This window comes from Acidovorax sp. 69 (assembly GCF_002797445.1).
Taxonomy (GTDB): domain Bacteria; phylum Pseudomonadota; class Gammaproteobacteria; order Burkholderiales; family Burkholderiaceae_C; genus Acidovorax.
Genome location: NZ_PGEP01000001.1, coordinates 3,611,382 through 3,632,446 on the forward strand (window position 1 = coordinate 3,611,382; position 21,065 = coordinate 3,632,446).

14 protein-coding genes are annotated in these 21,065 nt (G+C 63.9%); 6 read left to right on the plus strand and 8 right to left on the minus strand.

The window, feature by feature from the left end; translation table 11 throughout:
* Positions 1 to 373: 373 nt before the first annotated feature.
* Together rpsU and CLU85_RS16560 are read left to right on the plus strand one after the other, a co-directional pair.
* Positions 374 to 586 (plus strand): 30S ribosomal protein S21, encoded by a 213-nt coding sequence (gene rpsU, locus CLU85_RS16555; RefSeq protein ID WP_005799779.1) that lies wholly within the window; start codon positions 374 to 376, stop codon positions 584 to 586.
* Between the two features lie 214 nt (positions 587 to 800).
* Positions 801 to 1,247 carry a GatB/YqeY domain-containing protein gene (locus tag CLU85_RS16560; protein WP_100411220.1) on the plus strand — a complete coding sequence of 149 codons (447 nt, stop codon included), beginning with the start codon at positions 801 to 803 and terminating at the stop codon, positions 1,245 to 1,247.
* 178 nt (positions 1,248 to 1,425) lie between these two features.
* Here CLU85_RS16560 and wrbA read toward each other — a convergent pair whose 3' ends face one another.
* On the minus strand, positions 1,426 to 2,025 hold the full coding sequence (wrbA, locus tag CLU85_RS16565) for an NAD(P)H:quinone oxidoreductase (protein WP_100411221.1): 600 nt from the start codon (positions 2,023 to 2,025) through the stop codon (positions 1,426 to 1,428).
* Between the two features lie 520 nt (positions 2,026 to 2,545).
* Positions 2,546 to 3,988: a metalloprotease PmbA gene (gene pmbA / locus CLU85_RS16570; protein ID WP_100411222.1), complete on the minus strand. Its 1,443-nt coding sequence runs from the start codon at positions 3,986 to 3,988 to the stop codon at positions 2,546 to 2,548.
* A 65-nt stretch (positions 3,989 to 4,053) separates the two neighbouring features.
* Between pmbA and yjgA the strand changes: the two genes are divergently transcribed.
* Both yjgA and mog read left to right on the plus strand, forming a co-directional pair.
* Positions 4,054 to 4,713 (plus strand): ribosome biogenesis factor YjgA, encoded by a 660-nt coding sequence (yjgA, locus tag CLU85_RS16575; RefSeq protein ID WP_100411223.1) that lies wholly within the window; start codon positions 4,054 to 4,056, stop codon positions 4,711 to 4,713.
* Positions 4,706 to 5,311: a molybdopterin adenylyltransferase gene (gene mog / locus CLU85_RS16580; protein WP_100411224.1), complete on the plus strand. Its 606-nt coding sequence runs from the start codon at positions 4,706 to 4,708 to the stop codon at positions 5,309 to 5,311. The genes yjgA and mog overlap by 8 nt, the downstream gene beginning before the upstream one ends.
* A 92-nt stretch (positions 5,312 to 5,403) precedes the next feature.
* Here the strand turns inward: mog and cysE are convergent, their stop codons facing one another.
* Together cysE and CLU85_RS16590 are read right to left on the minus strand one after the other, a co-directional pair.
* Positions 5,404 to 6,186, minus strand: coding sequence for a serine O-acetyltransferase (cysE, locus tag CLU85_RS16585; protein WP_100411225.1), 783 nt, complete (start codon positions 6,184 to 6,186; stop codon positions 5,404 to 5,406).
* Between the two features lie 36 nt (positions 6,187 to 6,222).
* A complete protein-coding gene (locus CLU85_RS16590; protein ID WP_100411226.1) occupies positions 6,223 to 7,035 on the minus strand; it encodes an RNA methyltransferase in 813 nt (270 codons plus the stop codon).
* A 160-nt stretch (positions 7,036 to 7,195) separates the two neighbouring features.
* On the opposite strand from CLU85_RS16590, the gene CLU85_RS16595 reads away from it, so the two are divergent.
* Entirely contained in the window at positions 7,196 to 8,149 is a 954-nt protein-coding gene (locus tag CLU85_RS16595; RefSeq protein WP_100411227.1) for an inositol monophosphatase family protein, read from the plus strand.
* A gap of 203 nt (positions 8,150 to 8,352) precedes the next feature.
* On the opposite strand, the gene CLU85_RS16605 is transcribed toward CLU85_RS16595, so the two are convergent.
* The 3 genes from CLU85_RS16605 to CLU85_RS16615 all read right to left on the minus strand — a co-directional run bounded on the left by CLU85_RS16605 (position 8,353) and on the right by CLU85_RS16615 (position 16,976).
* Positions 8,353 to 9,483 (minus strand): two-component system response regulator, encoded by a 1,131-nt coding sequence (locus CLU85_RS16605; protein ID WP_100411228.1) that lies wholly within the window; start codon positions 9,481 to 9,483, stop codon positions 8,353 to 8,355.
* 24 nt (positions 9,484 to 9,507) lie between these two features.
* Positions 9,508 to 14,352, minus strand: coding sequence for a PAS domain S-box protein (locus CLU85_RS16610; RefSeq protein WP_100411229.1), 4,845 nt, complete (start codon positions 14,350 to 14,352; stop codon positions 9,508 to 9,510).
* A 77-nt stretch (positions 14,353 to 14,429) separates the two neighbouring features.
* Positions 14,430 to 16,976 (minus strand): bifunctional diguanylate cyclase/phosphodiesterase, encoded by a 2,547-nt coding sequence (locus tag CLU85_RS16615; protein ID WP_232727849.1) that lies wholly within the window; start codon positions 16,974 to 16,976, stop codon positions 14,430 to 14,432.
* 197 nt (positions 16,977 to 17,173) lie between these two features.
* On the opposite strand from CLU85_RS16615, the gene mutS reads away from it, so the two are divergent.
* On the plus strand, positions 17,174 to 19,792 hold the full coding sequence (mutS, locus tag CLU85_RS16620; RefSeq protein ID WP_100411230.1) for a DNA mismatch repair protein MutS: 2,619 nt from the start codon (positions 17,174 to 17,176) through the stop codon (positions 19,790 to 19,792).
* A gap of 51 nt (positions 19,793 to 19,843) precedes the next feature.
* Here the strand turns inward: mutS and CLU85_RS16625 are convergent, their stop codons facing one another.
* Positions 19,844 to 21,049 (minus strand): S9 family peptidase, encoded by a 1,206-nt coding sequence (locus tag CLU85_RS16625; RefSeq protein ID WP_232727850.1) that lies wholly within the window; start codon positions 21,047 to 21,049, stop codon positions 19,844 to 19,846.
* Positions 21,050 to 21,065 lie beyond the last annotated feature (16 nt).

Genomic DNA, 21,065 nt, shown 5'->3' on the forward strand with positions numbered 1-21,065 from the left:
GAAAATGAGTGTTACAACGGGAAGCAATTTCCACGCCATTCCACAGGCCTCCCTGCCAGAGAGACAGGGTTTGGCGCCCATTGGGAATGGACTGCAGGCTTGAAAGCCGGCGCGACCCAGGCAAGTGCCGCCGCACAAAGGCCGTCCCGCTGCACTGGCGACGTCGACCTCCCGCGCAGCGAAAGAAGGGTAAAGCTGCAAAGCAGCGCCACAAGCACTTCACATCCGCTTTATAAAGGCTATAATCTCCGGCTTTGCTGGCAATGCCCCGTCGGCCAAATACTAGTTACAGACGGGGAAACCGCTACGTATGGTCTTGAGGCCCGATCTCCCCAAGCCCCTCTGCGAGCAACATTTTGGAAACCATTAGCTAATGACTACGATCCGCGTAAAAGAAAACGAACCCTTTGACGTTGCACTGCGCCGCTTCAAGCGCACCATTGAAAAGCTCGGCCTGCTGACCGACCTGCGCGCCCGCGAGTTCTACGAAAAGCCCACCGCAGAACGCAAGCGCAAGAAGGCGGCCGCCGTGAAGCGCCACTACAAGCGCGTTCGCAGCATGCAACTGCCCAAGAAGATGTATTGATTGATCTTCGGCCCCAAGCCTTTCGCTTGGGTCCCAAAACCCGCGCTAGGGACGCCAAGCGCGGGTTTTTGTTTTTTCGGGTCTGCACAAAGCCCCTCTGGCGTCGTTGCAGCGCCTTGCCGTAGCAAGACTACTGCCTGCGGCGCTGCGCCTAGCCAGAGGGGCTTTGTGCAAACCCTCCGTCCCTGTCTGAAACCCAAAAAAGGAAGCCGCCATGAGCCTCAAGGACCAGATCACCGAAGACATGAAGACCGCCATGCGCGCCAAGGACAGCGAGCGCCTGGGCACCATCCGCCTGCTGCTGGCTGCACTCAAGCAAAAAGAAGTGGATGAGCGCGTGGTCCTGGACGACGTGGCCGTCGTTGCCATCGTGGACAAGTTGATCAAGCAGCGCAAGGACTCCATCGCGGCCTTCGAGCAGGCAGCGCGCCAAGACTTGGCCGACAAGGAAAAATCGGAACTCGTGGTGCTGCAGGCCTACTTGCCCGAGCGCATGTCGGCCGACGAAACCCTGGCCGCCGTAAAAGCCATCGTGGCCGAACTGGGCGCAGCAGGCCCGGGCGACATGGGCAAGGTCATGGGTGTGGTCAAAACCCGCCTGGCCGGCAAGGCCGACATGGGCCAGGTGTCCGCCGCCGTCAAGGCAGCACTGGCGGGTTGACCCCCCGACGACCAGGAACCCGATAACGCCACACAGTGGGCAGCACTTCGGCCCACTGTGCAGTCAATATCATTTTGATAGCTGGATGCACTTACCAGATAAGGGCGGTTTCAAGTCCAAGCGCCTGCAGCCATATTGGCGAGAGACTACGCCCAACGCATAGACTGAGACCCCTCCATCAGGGAAACAGCTTGTTCGCGGTTTCTGCGATCAATTTACCCTGAAACCGTGCGCCGTCCAGGTCCAGGGCGCTGGGCTGGCGCTGTCCTTGGCCGCCAGCGATGGTGGTGGCGCCGTAAGGGCTGCCGCCGACGACTTCATCCAGTGTCATCTGTCCCTGGTGGCTGTAAGGCAGGCCCACAATCGTCATCCCGAAGTGCATCAGATTGGTGATGATGGAGAACAGTGTGACCTCCTGTCCACCGTGCTGGGTGGCTGTGGAGGTAAACGCGCCCCCCACCTTGCCATTGAGAGCACCGCGTGCCCACAACCCTCCCGCCTGGTCGAGAAACGCAGCCATTTGAGAAGGCACACGGCCAAACCGGGTGGGCGCACCGACGATGATGGCGTCATAGCTCTCCAGCTCCGCCACGGTGGCCACAGCAGCAGACTGGTTGAGCTTGAAATGCGCGCCTTTGGCAATATCTTCAGGCACGGTCTCTGGAACGCGCTTGACATCGACCGTCGCGCCAGCTGACCGAGCGCCTTCGGCCATGGCCTGGGCCATGGTTTCGATGTGGCCGTAAGTGGAATAGTAAAGAACCAGAACTTTCGACATGGTAACTCCTTGGGGGGGTTGATGTGCCCACTGGCTGCGCGACACCCACACCATATTGCGTTCCGTTCATGACAGCAATGCAAACGCGGAAATCACCACAGGGTCGCCATGGGCGACGACCGAGCACACTGCATGAACCCTATGAAACCTGTCCGCAATGTTTGCGGGGTCCATAACCAAAAATGCGTAGACCAGTCGATCAGAAAGCTCTATCGAACCAACCGCAAGCTGTGCAAAGGGCGTTCAAAGACTGCCCGGGTGGGTGAACAGTTCTTGGGCGTACTCGCCTCCTACCAGTTCAGAGCCTGTTGACGATCTCCCAGAGGTCGCGCAGCGGTCTTTGCCGGGTGGCGTGCAAGGCGCGGTGTGCAGCCCACAGCCCGGTTATCGGCAACCGCCGCCACACCGTAGACCGCCCACAAAAACCAATGCCCGAAGGGCTGCAGCGAAATCGGGCCGATGCATTCAGAGCTTTGGAGCCCCGACGGCCTGCATGGACATGAGCCCATGCAAGCAACAGTCAGCTGCCCGCCACCTTCATGCGGTTCACCAGAATCGATCCCACCGTCTTGGCGCCGTAGTTGTAGGCATCGGCCCCCACCGCCTCGATGCCCTTGAGCATGTCCTTGAGGTTGCCGGCGATGGTGATCTCATGCACAGGGAAGGCGATCTTGCCGTTCTCTACCCAGAAACCGCTCGCACCACGCGAATAGTCGCCCGTCACGTAGTTCACGCCCTGGCCCATCAGCTCCACCACAAAGAGGCCCGTGCCCAGCTTTTGCAGCATGGCATCCAGGTCGTCGCTGGCCTGCGTCAGGCGAGAGGTCATCACCAGGTTGTGTGAGCCACCGGCGTTGCCAGTGGTCTTCATGCCCAGCTTGCGGGCCGAGTAGCTGCTGAGGAAGTACCCCTCCACCCGCCCACCCTTGACGACCTTGCGTGGCGCCACGCGCACGCCTTCTTCGTCAAACGGCGAGCTGCCCTTGCCGCCCAACACAAACGGGTCTTCCAGAATGTCGATGTGTTTGGGGAAAACCATCTTGCCCAGTGAGTCGAGCAGGAAGCTGCTCTTGCGGTAGAGCGATCCGCCGCTCACGGCCTGCACAAAGCCACCCAACAGGCCTGCGGCCAGGGTGGACTCGAACAGCACGGAGCACTGCGTGGTGGGTATCTTGCGGCTGCCCAGGCGGCTCAGGGCGCGCTGCGCTGCGTAGCGGCCCACGGCCTCGGGCGAGGCCAGGTCGGCTGCGTTGCGCATGGAGCTGTACCAGGCGTCGCGCTGCATCTCGGCGTTTTTGCCGGGCAGCGACGCAATCGGTGCGACGGAGAAGCTGTGGCGCGAGCTGGCATAACCGCCACGAAAGCCGCGCGTGTGGGCACTGAAAAAATGGCTTTGCTGGGCCGACACGCCCGCCCCTTCGCTGTTGGTGATGCGGCGGTGGGTTTTCAGGGCGGCGGCCTCGCAGGCCTTGGCCATTGCGGCGGCCTCTTCGCTGGTGACCGCCCAGGGATGAAAGAGCTGAAGATCACGGTGGGTGGCCGTGGGCGCAATGTCGTCCGCATCCGGCAAACCCGCCACAGGGTCTTCGGCGGTGAAGCGGGCAATGTCATACGCAGCCTGCACCGTCTGCTCGATCGCCTTGGTGGAAAAGTCGGAGGTGCTGGCATTGCCACGGCGGTGGCCGATGTAGACCGTCACGCCCAGGGATTTGTCGCGGTTGCGCTCTACGTTCTCCAGCTCGCCCTTGCGCACGCTGACAGACAGGCCGCAACCCTCCGAAGCCTCGGCGCCCGCATCGCTGGCGCCGAGTTTCTTGGCGTGCGCCAGGGCGCGGTCCACCAGCTCTTCAAAAAATGGGCGGCTGTAGCTGAAGCCGCTGTCAGGGGTGCGTGAGGAGGCCAGGGCTTGCGTGGCGGCCGGGGCACTTTGGGAGCGCGCGGCGCGGGTGGAGGGTTTATTCATAGCGGCAGCTATGATACTTGCCGCTGTGGCGCAACCGCCGTCACCCCTCTCTTTGCCCCCACCCCATGTCACGCAAACCCAAAAAAGGCTACTTTGTGCGAGGCCAGTTCGTTGCCGAAGGCAGCGAAATGGACATCCAGCTCAAGGCCGAACTCAAAGGCACGCCCGATGCCAGTCGCACCGATCTCAAACGCGAAAGCGACGAATTGCAGGATCTGGGCAAGGAGCTTCTGAGCCTGCGCGCCGACCTGGCCGAGTCTCTGGGCCTGCCCGACAAGTTGGTGGACGCGCTGGCCGAGGCCAAGCGCATTACCAACTTTGAAGGCAAGCGCCGCCAGATGCAGTACGTGGGCAAGATCATGCGCAAGCTCGACCCTGAGCTGGTGCAGGCCGCGCGCCTGGCCCTGGAAGAGCAGCACAAGGGCTCTGCCACCGAAAAGCTGCAACTGCACCTGACTGAACAATGGCGTGACCGCCTGATCGCCGATGACGACGCCCTCGCACCCTGGATGGCCGAACACCCCACCACCGACACCCAGCAGTTGCGCGCCCTGATCCGCCAGGCCCGCAAGGATGCCCCGCCCGCCGACAAGGCCGCCGTGTCCCAAGGCCTGGCCCCGCGCAAGGGCCGCGCCTACCGCGAGCTGTTCCAGCTGGTGCGCGAGCACATGGGCAACACCGGCAGTGCGGATGCCGACGAGGACGAGGGCGACCACGATGACTGACCAGAGCGGCCATGACCCGGTGCGTATCGGCATCGTCTCCGTCAGCGACCGCGCCAGCACCGGCGTGTACGAAGACAAAGGCCTGCCCGCTTTGCAAGATTGGCTGACCCGTGCGCTGCACAACCCGATCACCTTTGAGTCGCGCCTTATCCCCGACGAGCAGGACGGCATCAGCGCCACCCTCATCGGCCTTGTGGACGCCGGGTGTAGCCTGGTGCTGACCACGGGCGGCACAGGCCCTGCCCTGCGCGATGTGACGCCTGAGGCCACGCTGGCCGTGGCGCACAAAGAGATGCCTGGCTTTGGCGAGCAGATGCGCCAGATCAGCCTGAAGTTTGTGCCCACGGCGATTCTGTCGCGCCAGGTGGCCGTGGTGCGTGGTCAGAGCCTGATCATCAACCTGCCGGGCCAGCCCAAGGCGATTGCCGAGACGCTGGAAGGGCTGAAAGACGCCGAAGGCAAACAGGTCGTTGCGGGCATCTTTGCTGCGGTGCCGTATTGCATCGACCTGATTGGCGGGCCGTATCTGGAAACGCAGGACGCGGTCTGCAAGGCCTTCCGGCCGAAGACCGCCATCCGAGCGCCACGCACGGTCTGAACCGGTCACTTCAAGCAAAAATAGCTGCTAGCGCCCGTCAATCAAGCGCTAGCAGCTATTCTTTTTAGAGCAATTCAATCGCCCAGCGCGGCCTACTTGCCCACCAGCTCATTGAGCTTGCCCGCCTCGAACTGCTCCTTGAGTGCCGCATCGCAGGGCACGCAGTCCTTGTTCTGTACATTGTTGGCCGACAGCTTCTCGATGGCCTGCCACAGGAGCGCAATCTGGTGCTCTTGCGATGAAGCGTTGTCGATCAGGCCTCGCATGGCCTGAGAGAGCGGGTCGTCTTCCTGCGTGATGCCATAGGCCGTGAATTTGCGCGCCTGCTGCGGCTCGGTCACGTCAGCGCTCTGCCCCTCCTTGGACGGGATGATGCGCGCCGGAATACCCACCGCCGTGGCCCCTGCGGGCACGGGCTTGATCACCACCGCGTTGCTGCCGATCTTGGCGCCGTCACCCACTTCAAAACCGCCCAGCACCTTGGCCCCGGCACTGACCACCACATCCTTGCCCAGCGTGGGGTGGCGCTTGGTGCCTTTGTAAAGCGAGGTGCCACCCAGAGTCACCCCTTGATAGATGGTGCAGCCGTCGCCAATTTCAGCCGTCTCGCCCACCACCACGCCCATGGCATGGTCGAAGAACACGCGCTCGCCAATTTTGGCGCCGGGGTGGATCTCGATGCCGGTGAACCAGCGTGCGAAATGCGAGATGAAGCGCCCCGGCCACTTCAGGCCGTTGTGCCAGCACCAGTAGGCAGGCCTGTGCAACCAGATCGCATGCAGCCCCGGATAACAGGTGATCACCTCCCACGTGCTGCGCGCGGCAGGATCGCGGTCGAGGATGCACTGGATATCGGAGCGCAGACGGGCAAACATCGGTTGTTATCGTTATGTGTAAATGGGCTACACAGTCTAGCGTTTCGATTGCGCCGTCTCGATCATGGCTTTGGCGACACCTCGCAAGATGTGGATTTCCTCGGGGCTGAGCTGCGCGCGATTGAAAAGTTGGTTAAGGCGCGGCATGAGCTTCTTGGGCGCGGCAGGGTCCAGAAAGCCGATGTCTGCAAGCGCCTGCTCCCAGTGGCCCAGCATTCCGGCCACCTGGGCGGCATCGGCCAGTGCGCGGGGGGGCGTGGCATCCTGCACGGGGAAGCCGCCCAGCGCCGTGCGCCATTCGTAGGCAATGACCTGGATGGCCGCACCCAGATTGAGCGAGCCAAAGCCGGGATTGGTGGGAATCGACAGCGCGACATGGCAGCGGTACACGTCCTCGTTGGTCATGCCGAAACGCTCGGAGCCAAAGAGAAACGCCACACCGGCCTGCGGGGCCGCGCCAGGGTCTGTAGCGGTCGATTCTTCGACACTTGAAGTGTTTTTGCCTTCTTGCGCCCGTTTTTCATGCCTGAGTAGCTCATTTTTTAATAGCAACTCAAAGTGTGCACGCGGCGCGGCCGTAGGGGGGCCGAAGTCGCGCGGGGTCATCGCCGTGGCACACAGGTGGCTCATACCGTCCAGGGCTTCATCAAGCGTGGCGACGATGCGTGCGTTGTTCAGCACATCGAGGGCGCCACTGGCACGCTGAATGGTCTCCTCGCGCCGCAGCACGTTGGCCCAGCGTGGGGCGACCAGCACAAGGTCGTCGAAACCCATGGTTTTCATGGCACGGGCAGCCGCGCCCACATTGCCGGCGTGGCTGGTATTGATCAGGACGAAACGGGTCTTCATGGCAGGGCTATGGCAGGCGGTTAGGTGAAAAAGGGGCTCTGCGGGTAAAATCTCGCCCTCATTGTCGCCGCCCGCATCGCCGGGTCGGGCCGAACCGCTCCTGATTCGCACGGTGCCTCCCCTTTTGTGGTGGTGGGCACCCTGCTCACCACCACAATTTATGTCGTCCAATCTGCACCCCATGCTCAACGTGGCCATCAAGGCCGCACGCGCCGCCGGCGCCATCATCAACCGCGCGGCCCTGGACGTGGAATCGGTGCGGATCTCGCAAAAGCAGATCAACGACTTCGTGACCGAAGTGGACCACGCGTCCGAGAAGATCATCATCGAGACGCTGCTCACGGCCTACCCTGGCCACGGCATCCTGGCCGAAGAGTCAGGCAAGGAATACGGCGCCAAGGATTCGGAATTTGTCTGGATCATCGACCCGCTGGACGGCACCACCAACTTCATCCACGGCTTCCCCGTGTACTGCGTGAGCATCGCCCTGGCCGTCAAGGGCAAGATCGAGCAGGCCGTGGTGTATGACCCCACGCGCAACGACCTGTTCACGGCCACCAAGGGCCGTGGTGCCTATGTGAACGAGCGCCGCATCCGCGTCTCCAAGCGCACCCAGCTCAAGGACTGCCTGATCTCCACGGGCTTCCCCTTCCGCCCGGGCGACAACTTCAAGAGCTACCTGAACATGATGAGCGACGTGATGCAGCGCACCGCTGGCCTGCGCCGCCCCGGCGCTGCCGCGCTGGACCTCGCCTATGTGGCAGCGGGCTTCACCGATGGGTTCTTCGAAACCGGTCTGTCGATCTGGGACGTGGCTGCAGGCTCGCTGCTGGTGACCGAGGCCGGGGGTCTGGTGGGCAATTTCACAGGCGAAGCCGACTTCCTGGAGCAGCGCGAATGCCTGGCTGGCAATCCACGCATCTATGGCCAGCTGGTGCCGATTCTGGGCAAGTACAGCAAGTTTGCGAGTGCCGGTGACAAAGCGGCCGTGCGCCAAGCGGCTGCGGCTGACGCGCCTGTCACCGGCGCCCCAGACGCCGGCGAGGGCGCGGACGCAGCAGAACCAACCGCCCCGCAGGCTGATGCCGCCAAGGGCGAAGACGCACCGTTCTAAATCTATCCACTGCGCACAGCCATGGAGCCTGCGCACGATGACCATTGGTCGGGTTCTGGTCGCTGGACCAGGCAGCGGGCGAGACGCACACCAGTGGAGCCATGCAAGGGCCGCCCCGCCGCACTGGCTGCGTCCCCCTTCCCGAATTGCGCAGCAATTGGAGAGAAGGGGGAAGGCGCGAAGCGACTCAGGGGGGTTGCACCCTATGCAGGGTCTGGGTACTTCTGGGCAATGCTGCGGAAGTCCTCAGCAATGTCCACAAACGCATCCACCATGTCGGGATCGAAGTGCGTGCCCCTGCCTCGCACGATGGTGTTGCTGGCCTGATCATGTGAGAACGCGGGTTTGTAGACCCGCTTGCAGATCAGCGCGTCATATACATCGGCCACTGCCATGAGGCGCGCAGACACGGGAATGGCATCCCCTGCCAGCCCCTGCGGGTAGCCCGAGCCATCCCATTTCTCCTGGTGGCTGTAGGCGATCTCCTTGGACACACTGAGAAATGCCACGCGCATCCCCAGGCGACGCTCCGCCTCATCGATGGCATTGCGGCCTAGCGTGGTGTGGGTTTTCATGACCTCGAACTCTTCGACCGTGAGCTTGCCCGGCTTGAGCAGGATGCTGTCCGGGATACCGATCTTGCCAATGTCGTGCAATGGGGCGGACTTGTAGAGCAACTCGATCATGCGGTCGTTGAGCACAGCCTCAAAGCGCGGGTGGTGCCGCAAACGCTCGGCCAGCGTCTTCACATACAGCTGCGTGCGACGGATATGGTTGCCCGTCTCGTTGTCGCGGGTCTCGGCCAGTGAGGTCATGGCCATGATGGTCACGTCCTGAATGGCCTGCACCTCCAGCGTGCGCATGGCCACTTCCCGCTCCAGATAGGAGCTTTTATCGCGCAAAAAATCGGCCGTGGCCTTGAGCGCCAGATGGGTATTGACCCGCGCCAGCAAGATGGGCGGGCTGATGGGCTTGGTGATGTAGTCGACCGCCCCCAGCGCCAGCCCCATGCGTTCGTCGTCGGGATCGGAGCGCGCGGTCAAAAAAATCACCGGAATGTCACGCGTGGCGGGATCCGCCTTCAAGCGTCGGCAAACTTCGTAACCATCGACCTCCGGCATCATGATGTCCAGAAGGATCAGATCGGGGGGCATGCCGGACTGGGCAATCTTGAGCGCCTTCTCGCCGTGGTTGGCCACCTTCACGAGAAAGTGCTCACGCAGCAGGCTGCCCATCAGTGTGAGGTTTTCGGGCGTGTCATCCACCACAAGCACCGTGGCAATCGGCTTGTCAACGAGTGTCGCCTGGCTGGAGGCAAAGGGCGCGTTGTCCATGAAATGTCCTGCGGGTTGTGGCGTTCAAGGGGGGTGTGGAGCTAAAGATTCGGGGCCGGGCGCTGCGGCCACGGCCTCCAGTGCCAGCTCGAAATCGAAATTCAGGGTATGCATCTCGACGGCCTTGAAGGCACTCCCCAAAGCGGTTTTGAGCACACTGCCATTGTGTTGGAAAAATTCGGTGGCTGCAGGGTCGTCCTGCTCCAGCAAACCACGCAGCCGCTGCACTGCATCCGCCACGGACACTCCGGCAACGGGAGCAGGCGACGGTGCAGGCACGGCATTGACCATCCAGTCCTGCAACCCGCCCAGCAGCGGCAGCAAAGCGGCGCGCAATTCGGCCAGCAGGTGCACGATGGCCTCGTTGCCCCGGCGATAGCGCAGGGCGTGCTCCAACGCCTGGGCGCATTCCGATACCGTTTGTGCACCGATATTGGCGGCAACCGACCGCAGTGTGTGGACCAGGCGCTCAGCCACGCCAAAATGATTGGCAGACAGCGCCTGCTGCAGTTCGGCCAGCACGGGTGTCTGTCCCTCGCAGAAGCGGCGCAGCAACTCGACATACAGGCCAGGCTTGCCCAGCGCGCGCTGCAGTCCCAGCTGGGTATCGAGGCCAACCACCCAAGGGAGGGTCACGGGGGCGGTAGCTTCTGGTGTCCGCACTGGCAAAGGGGCAGCTGCGCCGTCAACGGACGGCCGCAACGATGCGGCCTCCCCGGCGGCCGAAGCCCCCAGCCCCGAACGGGGCCGTATCCATCGGCCCAAGGCCGCCCACAGGGCCGCAGGCTCAATGGGTTTAGCAACATGGTCATTCATACCCGCAGCAAAACAGCGCTGGCGATCGGCCTCCATCGCATTCGCCGTCATCGCAATGATGGGCAGCTGGGCATGCCGGGGATTGCCGCGCAGGGCCCGGGTGGCGGTTTCGCCATCCATGATGGGCATCTGCATGTCCATCAGCACGGCATCGTAGTGCTTGCGCTCGATGCGGTCGATGGCAATTTGCCCGTTCTCAGCCACGTCCACGGCAAAACCAGCGTCCAGCAGCAGCTCCATCGCCACCATCTGATTCAGTTCGTTGTCTTCCACCAGCAGCACATGGGCTCCGCGGATTTCCAGTGGCAGCTCGTCGGCGGCAGGTGCGGGTGTGGCCACACGGCGCCCCACCGCCGTGGCCTGCTCCAGCGGCTGCATGAGGGTGTCGAACAGCACCGACGCATTGACGGGTTTGATGAGCACGGTCTCGATCCCCTGGGCCCGTGCGGCACGCATCACATCCTCCCGGCCGTAAGCGGTCACCATGAGCATCTGTGGAACCTTGGCCATGCCCAGGCTGCGAATGTGCCCCGCCAGCTCCACACCATCCATGCCCGGCATATGCCAGTCGAGCAGCAGCAGACCAAAAGGCCGGTGCTCGGTCATGGATGCGCGTAACTGGTCGAGCGCTTCCAGGCCAGAGTGGGCCTGCTCCACCTCGAACCCCATGGAATGCAACATGTCGGACAATACGGTGGCCGCCGTGTGGTTGTCGTCCACCACGAGCACGCGGCTGCCACGCAAGTCGGGCGGTGGCAACAACACCCGGGCCGGGGCGCCACGCTCCAGAGGCACAGCCACCCAGAAGGTGGACCCTTTGCCGAAGGTGCTGTCCACCCCCACTTCACCCCCCATGAGTTCGGCCAGACTCTTGCAAATCGCCAACCCCAGCCCCGTGCCGCCATAGCGGCGGGTGGTGGATGTGTCGGCCTGCTGAAAGCTCTGGAACAAGCGCCCCATCTGCTCTTCGGTCAGGCCGATGCCCGTGTCACGCACCTCAAAACGCAGCCGCACCTGCTGGCCCACCGCGTCGATCAAGCGCACGGCAATACTGATCTCGCCCGCCTCCGTGAACTTGATGGCGTTGTTGGCGAAGTTGATGAGGATCTGCCCCAGGCGCAGCGCATCGCCCACCAGATTGGGCGGCACGTCATTGGCCACGTCGCAGACCAGCTCCAGCCCCTTGGCCCCGGCCTTGTAGCCCACCACGTCGGACACGCTCTCCAGCATGCGGTCCAGCAGAAACGGCTGGCGCTCGACCATGAGCTTGCCCGCCTCGATCTTGGAGAAATCCAGGATGTCGTTGATTACCCCCAGAAGGTGCTGACCCGCCTGCTGGATCTTGCTCACATAGTCGTGCTGGCGCGGGCTGAGGCCCGACTTGAGCGCCAGGTGCGACATACCGATGATCGCGTTCATCGGGGTGCGGATTTCATGGCTCATGTTGGCCAGGAAGTTCGACTTGAGCGCCGTGGACTCCTCGGCCAGCTCTTTGGCGCGGCGCAGCTCCTGCTCGGCGCGCTGGCGGTCCGTGATGTCCACAAAGGTGCCGATGGCGCCGCCAGGGGTTCCGTCTGCACGCAGAAACCCGTGCAGCCAGAACAGGGTGTGGTGCATGTCACCGTCGGCATAGGGCAGATCGACCTCGCGGTGCACCGACCGCTCGCCGCCCGTGGCCAGCGTGGCATCACGCTCGAACAGCAACCGGGTCTCCCGTGGCAAATAGTCCAGGTCCATGACGGTCTTGCCAACCAGTGCCTCACGCGCCACCCCAAACGCCTGCTCATACGCACGATTGACGCCGATGTAGCGCCCATCGGCCCCTTTGTAGAAAAGCGGCACCGGAATGGCGTCGATCAGGGCCTGCTGAAAATCCAGCTGCCCTGCCACCTGCTCCTCCAGCAGCTTCTGGTCGTGAATATCCACATTCACGCCCACCACGCGCACCGGCCGTCCCTCGGCATCCCGGAAGATGCGCGCCGCTTCCAGGAACCAGCGCACTTCGCCATCGGGACGCACGATGCGCCAGGAGTCGCGCAAATCATCCTCAGCACCCGCCAGGCAGTTGTCGAAGTAGCTTTGGGCCTGTTCACGATCGTCGGGGTGCAAACAACTAAGCCAGTAGTCACGGTTCTGCGGCTGAGTGCCGGGGGGCAGTCCCATCATCTGCGCCAGCTTGTCTGACCAGAGGATTTCACCGGTCACCAGATTGAGGTCAAACACCCCGATCTTGCCGGCCTCCTGCGCCAACTCCAGGCGTTCCTGGGCTTGCTGAATGGCCAATTCCGCCTGCCTCTGCTCACTGACATCCTCAATCACCCAAATGGAGGCCGAGCCAAAATCATCCATCTTGAGGCTGCGACCCGCCAAGCGCGCTCCAAACTGGCGGCCGTCCAAGCGGTACAAGGTCGCTGTCTCGCGCAGCGCCTGGCCCGAGGCCAGTGCCGGGGCAACACGGGCCGTGAACAGGTCTGCGTGGCCAGCACCACCAAACAGCACCGACACCCCCAGACCGAGCAGCTGCGAAGCCGTGCCGCCCATCAGCTCCACAAATGCAGGATTGAACTGGCGGAACTGCCCGTCACACACCAGCACAATGGGCGGCGCATTGTCAAAAATCGCGGTCTGCTGCTCCAGCAGTTCGTTGAGCAGACGCTCGCGCCGCTCAAGTTCTTTCTGGGCCTGAATGCGCTCGGACACATCCTCGTGCAGCCCCACGATGCCAATCCGCTTGCCACGCCCATCAAACACAGGCGACAGCGTGGCCTCGTCGTGGTAGGTGCTGCCGTCCTTGCGACGATTCACAAAATGCCCCTGCCACGACTGGCCCGAAAGCAGCGTGGACCACATGACCTGGTAGGTCTGCGCCGGGGTTTGTCCACTGGACACAATCGACGGTTTCTTGCCGCGCACCTCGTCAAGCGAGTAACCCGTATTGCGCTCATACTGGGGGTTGACCCAGTCAATGAGACCTTCGCCATCGGTGATCACCACCGAGACCGGGCTGCTCTCCAGCGCGGCACCCAAGACCCGAAAACGCTCCAGCGCAGCGGCCACCCGCGCACGGCTGCGCAAAAGATCCAGCAGCAGCAATCCCAGCAGGCTCAGCAGCACAAACGCCACGGCGCCTACCTGCGTGCGCTGGGCCAGCGTCATCAGTGCACTGATGTCGTCCAGCAGCACCAGTTGCCATTGGCCACCCGGATCATTCCAGCCAATCTCACGATGCGCGACCGCATAGGTCACGCCATTGAGCACCACCTCGCCCGCATCGGGCGCAAACGGCAGGGCCGAGGCGACCCCATTCTCAAAATGCTGGCCAAACTGGCCCGATGCGCGGAGGGCGTCAATGCGCGCCTGGGTGAGCGGCGGAGCCACTGCAAACTGCCATTCTGGGCGGGTAGAGGCGAATGCCGCCCCCTGTGGCGAGAGCAGCACCATGGGCAAACCCACCCGCTTGAGCAACAGATCCACCGGCTCGAAGCCCACCTTGAACATCACCACGCCAATGATGGAGCTGGAGGGTGTATCGCTGTCATACAGGGGGGCTGCATAGTACAGGCCGCGCTCCTGGGTGTTGGTGCCCACGGCGGCATACACACTGATGGCCCCCTGGATGGCCTGCTGAAAATACGGTCGAAAGGAGAGATTCAGGCCTGTGGACCGCTCTCCCGCCGTTTCGTGCGCTACCACGGTACCGTCCGCAGAGATCACATAGACGCCATTGACCAGAAACCGCCCACGCGCCACAGCCAGTCGGGCCAGCGCCTCGGGGTGATCGGGTGTCAGGCGGCCCAGCGCCATCTCCTTGAGCAAAGGCTCGCTGAGGCCCAGCAGTGACACGGCCCCCAGCATGGTTCCACCGGTGGTCTGGCTCATCAGCGCATCGGCTGTCTGGAGCAGCAGGCGTGAGCGCTCGGTCGCGCGCTCCGCGCTGCGCCACTGCAGAGCGCCCTCCACCACCATCAAGGCGCCCAACAAAGCGACGGCCAGCACCAGCAACAGCCCACGCACCCCTGGTGCCTTGCGGTCCAGCACTTTGTCGAAAAACATGTCTACACCCTCACCCGCACAACCCACCCCATGCCTGCAGCGCCCACTGCAGCGAGGGCTCTGGGGCGTGACGCCAGTCAGCCAGCGGGGTGCAGGTACGCATCGATATCACCCACAGGCCCCGGCCGGCCAAACAAATACCCCTGGAACCCCTCGCACCCATGCAGCCTCAGGAATGACAGCTGCCCCGTCGTCTCCACCCCCTCGGCCACCACCTCCAGATCCAGGCTCTTGGCCAGCGCCAATATCGTCCGCACTATCGCCGCGTCGTTCGGGTCTGTCAGCACGTCCCGCACAAAGCTCTGGTCGATCTTCACCTGGTCCAGCGGCAGGCGCTTGAGGTACGACAGCGATGAGTAGCCGGTGCCAAAGTCATCGAGCGCAAACCCCACGCCTTCACTCTTGAGCTGCACCATGCGGGCGATGGTGTCTTCAATGTCCCCCAGCAGCAGGCTTTCTGTGAGTTCGAGTTTGAGTTTTCTGGGGTCTGCGTTGTGGCTCTTGAGGGTTTGCAGTACCTGGGCCACGAAGCCTGCCTGCCTGAATTGCCGGGCGCTGACGTTGACCGAGATGGACAGGTGGGCGGTGGTTTCGTGCTGGCTCCAGCGCTGCAGTTGTTCGCAGGCGGTTTGCAGTACGTATTGGCCCAGTGGGAGGATGAGGCCGGTTTGTTCTGCCAGGGGGATGAAGTCGCCGGGGCTGATCATGCCGCGCTGGGGGTGGAGCCAGCGCACCAGGGCTTCGGCTCCCATGAGGCGGGCGTGGTGGTCGACCACGGGTTGGTAGTGCACGAGCAGTTCGCCCCGGGCCAGGCCTTGGCGCAGGTCGGCTTCCAGGTTGGAGCGGGCGTTGACGGCCGCTTGCATGTCGGGGTCGAAGAAGCGCTGGGTGTTGCGTCCTGCGGCTTTGGCCTGGTACATGGCCAGGTCTGCGCGTTTGAGCAGTTCGTCCACGGTGAGGCGTTCGTCGCCAAAGAGGGTGATGCCGATGCTGGGGGTGCTGTAGTGCTGGCCGCCGTCCAGATCAAACGGCTGGTTCAGGCTGGCCAGGAGCTTTTCGGCGACGGTTTCTGCCTGGGTGGCGGCTTCTTGCAGGTCGGGGGCCAGGGCTTCGAGCATGACGACGAATTCGTCGCCGCCAAAGCGGGCGACGGTGTCGGCTTCGCGCACGCTGCCCACCAGGCGGGTGGCCACCTGGGCCAGGAGCTGGTCGCCCATGTCGTGGCCCAGGGTGTCGTTGAGGTCTTTGAAGTTGTCGAGGTCGATGAACAGCAGGGCGCCGAGGTTCTTGGTGCGCTGGCAGGCGGCGATGGAGCGTTGCAGGCGATCGAGCAGCAGGCGCCGGTTGGGCAGGCCCGTGAGTGCGTCGTAGAAGGCCAGGCGCTCGATTTCTTGCTCTGCGCGTTTGCGGTCCGTGATGTCCATGGTGAAGCCATGGGACACGACCGAGCCATCCGGTTCTCGGTGCGGAATGGCATTGGTCATGTGCCAGCGCACACTCCCGTCAGGCATATGCACGCGGTACTCGCACTGCCAGGGCACCAGCTTGCGCACCGACATCATCGCCGAGCGCTGCACCTGCGGCAGGTCTTCAGCCACCACGCGATGCATGAGCACCCCATGGTCGGCCGTCACCTCGTGGGGCTCCACGCCCATGAACTCACGCACCGCATCGCTGATGTACTGCACGCTGGTTCCGCCGTCGGCGTGCAAGCGGAACTCGTAGATGAAGCCTGGGATACGGCTGGCGATGCGCTGAATAAAAAGCAGCTGCTCGCGCAACTGCTCGGCAGCGCGGTGTTCATCGGTCACATCCTGCACCACGCCCATGACCACCTGCACGCCGTCGCGCGGCAGCGTGCGTTGTACCCGCGACCGCATCCAGCGCACTTCACCGTCGGGCCGGCGCCAGCGGTACTCCACATCCAGGCCGGCGCTCCGTTCGCGAATCGCTTCAAACACGTGGCGATCCTCTGGCAGGATGCCACTGACGGCACGCTCAGGGTCGACCCACTCCTGCTGCTCGAAACCTGCGATGTTGCACAGACCCGGCGACCACAGCAGCACCGTTTCACCAGGGTCCTCAATGCGGCGCCAGTGCCCGGTGCGAGCCAGGCTCTCCATGGTGTTGAAAACTTCCGTCTGCTCGCGCAACTCACGCCGCACATCTTCGAGTGCACGCTCGGATGCCTGCGAAGAGGCGCGCAGGGCCTCAGCCTCGGAGGCATCACGTACCGTGACCACGATGCAGTCGCTGGTCACGCGGCGGGCCGACAAGTCCCAGGCCAGCAACAACCGGCCGGGCTCGCGCACCACCTGTCGACAATCCAGAGGCGCGCCCACACGGACCACCCCATACAGCTGATCCAGCAAAGGGGTGTCCGCCAACAGATCAAACACGTCGCTCGCGTCCACACCCGGATTGCGCACAGCGCCAAGCCCTGGCGTGCGACGCGCGGCAGCATTGGCCGCCAACAACAACAAGCGGCCGTCCTGGAGCCGGAATTCCATCAACGCCACAGGCACCGCATCCAAAAGAGCCTGCAGGCGCGCCTGTGCCATGGGCTCAATGCGGCCCTCACCAACGGGAGCGAGAAGGTCGGTCAACAGTTCGGACGAAATCACGGTCGCTCTGAAACCTCTGAATCCTGCGGTTGCAAAACCTCCTCGTAAGGAAGGTGCCTATGGACATCACCACACTGGCAGCATACAGCCAAGAGTATGTCAAAACGTAACAAAGACACAAAACCCTGCGGCAATTCATTGAGGGGAAACCCGATGGGCGAACTGCTACAGTCCACGCCTCATTTCCCAGCCCCCTCATGTCCGACACGCTTGAGCACCACACCCCCATGATGCAGCAGTACCTGGCCCTCAAGGCCGGGCACCCCGACACGCTGCTGTTCTATCGCATGGGTGACTTTTACGAGGTCTTCTGGGAAGACGCCGAAAAAGCCTCGCGCTTGCTCGACATCACGCTCACGCAGCGCGGCCAATCGGGCGGGCAGCCGGTGTTGATGGCCGGTGTGCCGTTTCATGCGCTGGAGAACTACCTGGCCCGCCTGATCAAGATGGGCGAGTCGGTCGCCATTGCCGAGCAGGTGGGCGAAGTGGGCGCTAGCAAAGGCCCGGTGGAGCGCAAGGTGGTGCGCGTGGTCACGCCCGGCACACTGACCGACACCGAGCTGCTGTCCGACAAAACGGAATCGATGCTGATGGCCGTGCACCAGGCGCCCCGTGCGCGCTGCGGCCTGGCGTGGCTGAGCGTGACGCAGGGCCGCGTGTTCCTGGCCGAATGTGCGCACGACGAACTCGGCGCTTGGCTGGCCCGCGTAGCGCCCAGCGAGCTGATCTACAGCGCAGGGGTGACCGAACGCTTTGAGCAGCAACTGCAGGTGCTGCGCCAAAGCGGCGCCTTCACCTGCCCCATGAGCCTGCGGCCCGACTGGCAATTTGACAGCGCCTTGGGCGAGCGCAAGCTGCTCGAAAACCTGGGCGCCGCCAGCCTGCAGGCCTGGGGCGCGCAAGACCTGGGCGAGGCCCATGCCGCCGCCTCCGGGCTGCTGACCTATGCCGAGCACACGCAAGGCCGCACGCTCACCCATGTGCACAGCGTGCAGGTGCAGCGCAACGACGACCTCATCGACCTGCCTTCCACCACGCGCCGCAATCTGGAGCTGGTCAAGACCCTGCGCGGCGACGATGCGCCCACGCTGTTTTCGCTGCTCGACACCTGCATGACCGGCATGGGCAGCCGTCTGCTCAAGACCTGGCTGCTGGAGCCACAACGCGACCGCGCCGAGGCGCGCAAGCGCCTGTCAGCCACCACGGCATTGCGCGGCGCGGGCGGTGCCGGGGGCGGATCGGGCCCCTGGGCCCTGCTGCGCGGCGAACTCAAGGGCGTGAGCGATGTCGAGCGCATCACCGCCCGCATTGCCCTGCGCCAGGTGCGCCCGCGCGAACTGGTGGGCCTGGGCAAAACGCTACAAAAAGCAGAGCTACTAGCGCTGAATGGAAAAGCGCCAGAGCCCTATTTGATTCAAATTTTCGGCCATTTGCAGCCGCCCGAGGGCTGCACCGGCCTGCTGCAAGCAGCGATTGCCGAAGAGCCCGCCGCCCTGGTGCGCGACGGCGGCGTGATCGCCAACGGCTTCGACACCGAACTGGACGAGCTGCGCGCCATCCAGACCAACTGCGACGCCTTCCTGCTGGACCTGGAAACGCGCGAAAAGGCGCGCACCGGCATCCCCAACCTGCGCGTGCAGTTCAACAAGGTGCACGGCTTCTATATTGAAGTGACCGGCAGCCATCTGGACCGCGTACCCGACGACTACCGCCGCCGCCAGACGTTGAAGAATGCCGAGCGCTTCATCACGCCGGAACTGAAAACCTTTGAGGACAAGGCCCTGTCGGCCAACGAGCGCGCCCTGGCCCGCGAGAAATGGTTGTACGAGCAGATCCTCGACCAGCTCCAGCCCCACGTGCCCGCCCTCACCCGCCTGGCCCAGGCGCTGGCCGCGCTGGATGTGTTGTGCGCGCTGGCCGAGCGCTCGCTCACGCTGAACTGGTGCGCGCCGCAGTTTGTGCCCGAGCCCTGCATCGAGATCGAAGGCGGCCGCCACCCGGTGGTCGAAGCGCGCCTGGCCGAGACCTCCAGCGGCAGCTTCATCGCCAACCACACGCGGCTCAACACCAACACCCGCATGCAGGTCATCACCGGCCCCAACATGGGCGGTAAGTCGACCTACATGCGCCAAGTGGCGCTGATCGTGCTGCTGGCCAGCATGGGCAGCCATGTGCCGGCCACCAGCTGCCGCCTGGGGCCTATCGACGCCATCCACACCCGCATCGGCGCTGCCGATGACCTGGCCAATGCGCAATCGACCTTCATGCTGGAGATGACCGAGGCCGCACAAATATTGCACGCCGCCACCCCTCACAGCCTGGTGCTGATGGACGAGATCGGGCGCGGCACCAGCACCTTTGACGGGCTGGCCCTGGCCAGTGGCATTGCCACCCATCTGCACGACAAGACCCGCGCCTTCACGCTGTTTGCCACGCACTATTTCGAGCTGACCGAGCTGCCCGCCAAGGCCCGTCAGGCCATCAACATGCATGTGAGCGCCACCGAGTCAGGCACGGACATCGTGTTTCTGCACGAGATCCAGCCCGGCCCCGCCAGCCGCAGCTACGGTATCCAGGTCGCCAAGCTGGCGGGCATGCCCTCGCCCGTGCTGCACCACGCGCGGCATACGCTGGCGGCGCTGGAGGAACGTGCGGGCGAAGATGATTTGCAGGTGGATCTGTTCGCCGCACCCGAGGTGCCCGAGAGCGCGGGCGCCAGCCCGCTGGAAGCCGCGCTGGCAGGCATCAACCCCGATGCACTGAGCCCGCGCGAGGCGCTGGACGCGCTGTACCAGCTCAAGAAGATGGTGGGCTGAAGCAAGCACACCCGGCAAAGCCCAACCCGGAAATCGCTGACAAGCCCCGCCTCACAGATCCTGCGCCACCGGCGCCAGCTGCCCCAGCATGAAGGTAATGAACGGCGGCACGCATTGCACGTGCCCGGCCACGGGTTGCGCGCGGCAGTCGGTCAGGCTCACCAGATCGCCCGCGCCCCGTTGCTGCATGGCGCGCAAGGTGTTGACCGAGCTGGCATAGGGCACGGTGCGGTCACCCTGGCCGTGGTACAGGCGCACGGGCACGTTGGGTTTCCAGTCGTGGACGCTGCTCACATCGGCCACATAGCGGCTGTCATCGGCCAGGTAGCGGTCGATGAAACGGGTGTCGTAGGTCACGTCGGCATCGCCGGGGATCAGCACCCGCAGCAGCAGGCGGCGCACCTCGCGCTGCACGCTGCCGCCCAGGTAGCGCAAAAAGCCGGGGTTGATGAGTGCGCCGAGCACGGGCTGCTCTTGCCGCACCAGGTCCACCAGGCCATCCATGGTGGTCTGCACGTCATACGGCCCTGCGCCGGGCACCACCATGCGCAGCTGCTGCAGGTGGGGTGAGCCGCGCTCCTGCATGGCACGGTGCGCGGCCATGGTCACGTAGCCGCCCTCGGAGTACCCGGTCAGAAAAAGCTGCCCGTTGTCGGCCACGTTGGCCTGGCCGCGCCAGGTGCGGGCGGCGGTCAAGAAGTCCAGCGTGGCGGCGGCAGATGGCGCCGACAGCAAGTACGGGTGCTGCGTGCCTTTGGAGCCGCCAAAACCCACGTAGTCGGGCGCCAGGACGATGTAGCCCAGCGACGCCAGCACCACCGCCACTTCAGATGCCACCGCATTGTTGCTGGGCGCCTCGGCATCGCGGAAGATGGTGCCGTGCTGGTAGCTCAGCAGCGGGCTCTGGGCGCCCACCGGCTTCTGCGGCACGCTGACCATGCCGGACGCGCGCACCTCCCGGCCATCGGCGTCGGTGGTGAGGTAGTCCAGGCGGTACGAGGTGACGGCGTAGCGCGGCACCACGTCCTGCGCCAGCGACTCTTTGGCGGCCAGCGCTGCAGTGATGTCGGTAACCGGAACCGTGCCCAGCAGGGCCGCCGACTCCAGCCGCCCGGCGCGTTCAGCCACCGCAGGTGGCGGGGGTGGGTTGACACCGCCGCCAGCGTTGTCACTGCCGCCGCCACAGGCGACCAGCGCAGCAGCCAGGGCCAGCGCCGATGCGCAGCGGGCTCCGTTGGAAATCAAGGTGGTCAACACGGCGATGCCCTCTGCA

Excerpts from the sequence above, each read along its gene's own strand:
- rpsU (WP_005799779.1), top strand. The coding sequence starts at position 374 with ATGACTACGATCCGCGTAAAAGAAAACGAACCCTTTGACGTTGCACTG.
- CLU85_RS16560 (WP_100411220.1), top strand. The coding sequence starts at position 801 with ATGAGCCTCAAGGACCAGATCACCGAAGACATGAAGACCGCCATGCGC.
- wrbA (WP_100411221.1), bottom strand. The coding sequence starts at position 2,025 with ATGTCGAAAGTTCTGGTTCTTTACTATTCCACTTACGGCCACATCGAA.
- pmbA (WP_100411222.1), bottom strand. The coding sequence starts at position 3,988 with ATGAATAAACCCTCCACCCGCGCCGCGCGCTCCCAAAGTGCCCCGGCC.
- yjgA (WP_100411223.1), top strand. The coding sequence starts at position 4,054 with ATGTCACGCAAACCCAAAAAAGGCTACTTTGTGCGAGGCCAGTTCGTT.
- mog (WP_100411224.1), top strand. The coding sequence starts at position 4,706 with ATGACTGACCAGAGCGGCCATGACCCGGTGCGTATCGGCATCGTCTCC.
- cysE (WP_100411225.1), bottom strand. The coding sequence starts at position 6,186 with ATGTTTGCCCGTCTGCGCTCCGATATCCAGTGCATCCTCGACCGCGAT.
- CLU85_RS16590 (WP_100411226.1), bottom strand. The coding sequence starts at position 7,035 with ATGAAGACCCGTTTCGTCCTGATCAATACCAGCCACGCCGGCAATGTG.
- CLU85_RS16595 (WP_100411227.1), top strand. The coding sequence starts at position 7,196 with ATGTCGTCCAATCTGCACCCCATGCTCAACGTGGCCATCAAGGCCGCA.
- CLU85_RS16605 (WP_100411228.1), bottom strand. The coding sequence starts at position 9,483 with ATGGACAACGCGCCCTTTGCCTCCAGCCAGGCGACACTCGTTGACAAG.
- CLU85_RS16610 (WP_100411229.1), bottom strand. The coding sequence starts at position 14,352 with ATGTTTTTCGACAAAGTGCTGGACCGCAAGGCACCAGGGGTGCGTGGG.
- mutS (WP_100411230.1), top strand. The coding sequence starts at position 17,174 with ATGTCCGACACGCTTGAGCACCACACCCCCATGATGCAGCAGTACCTG.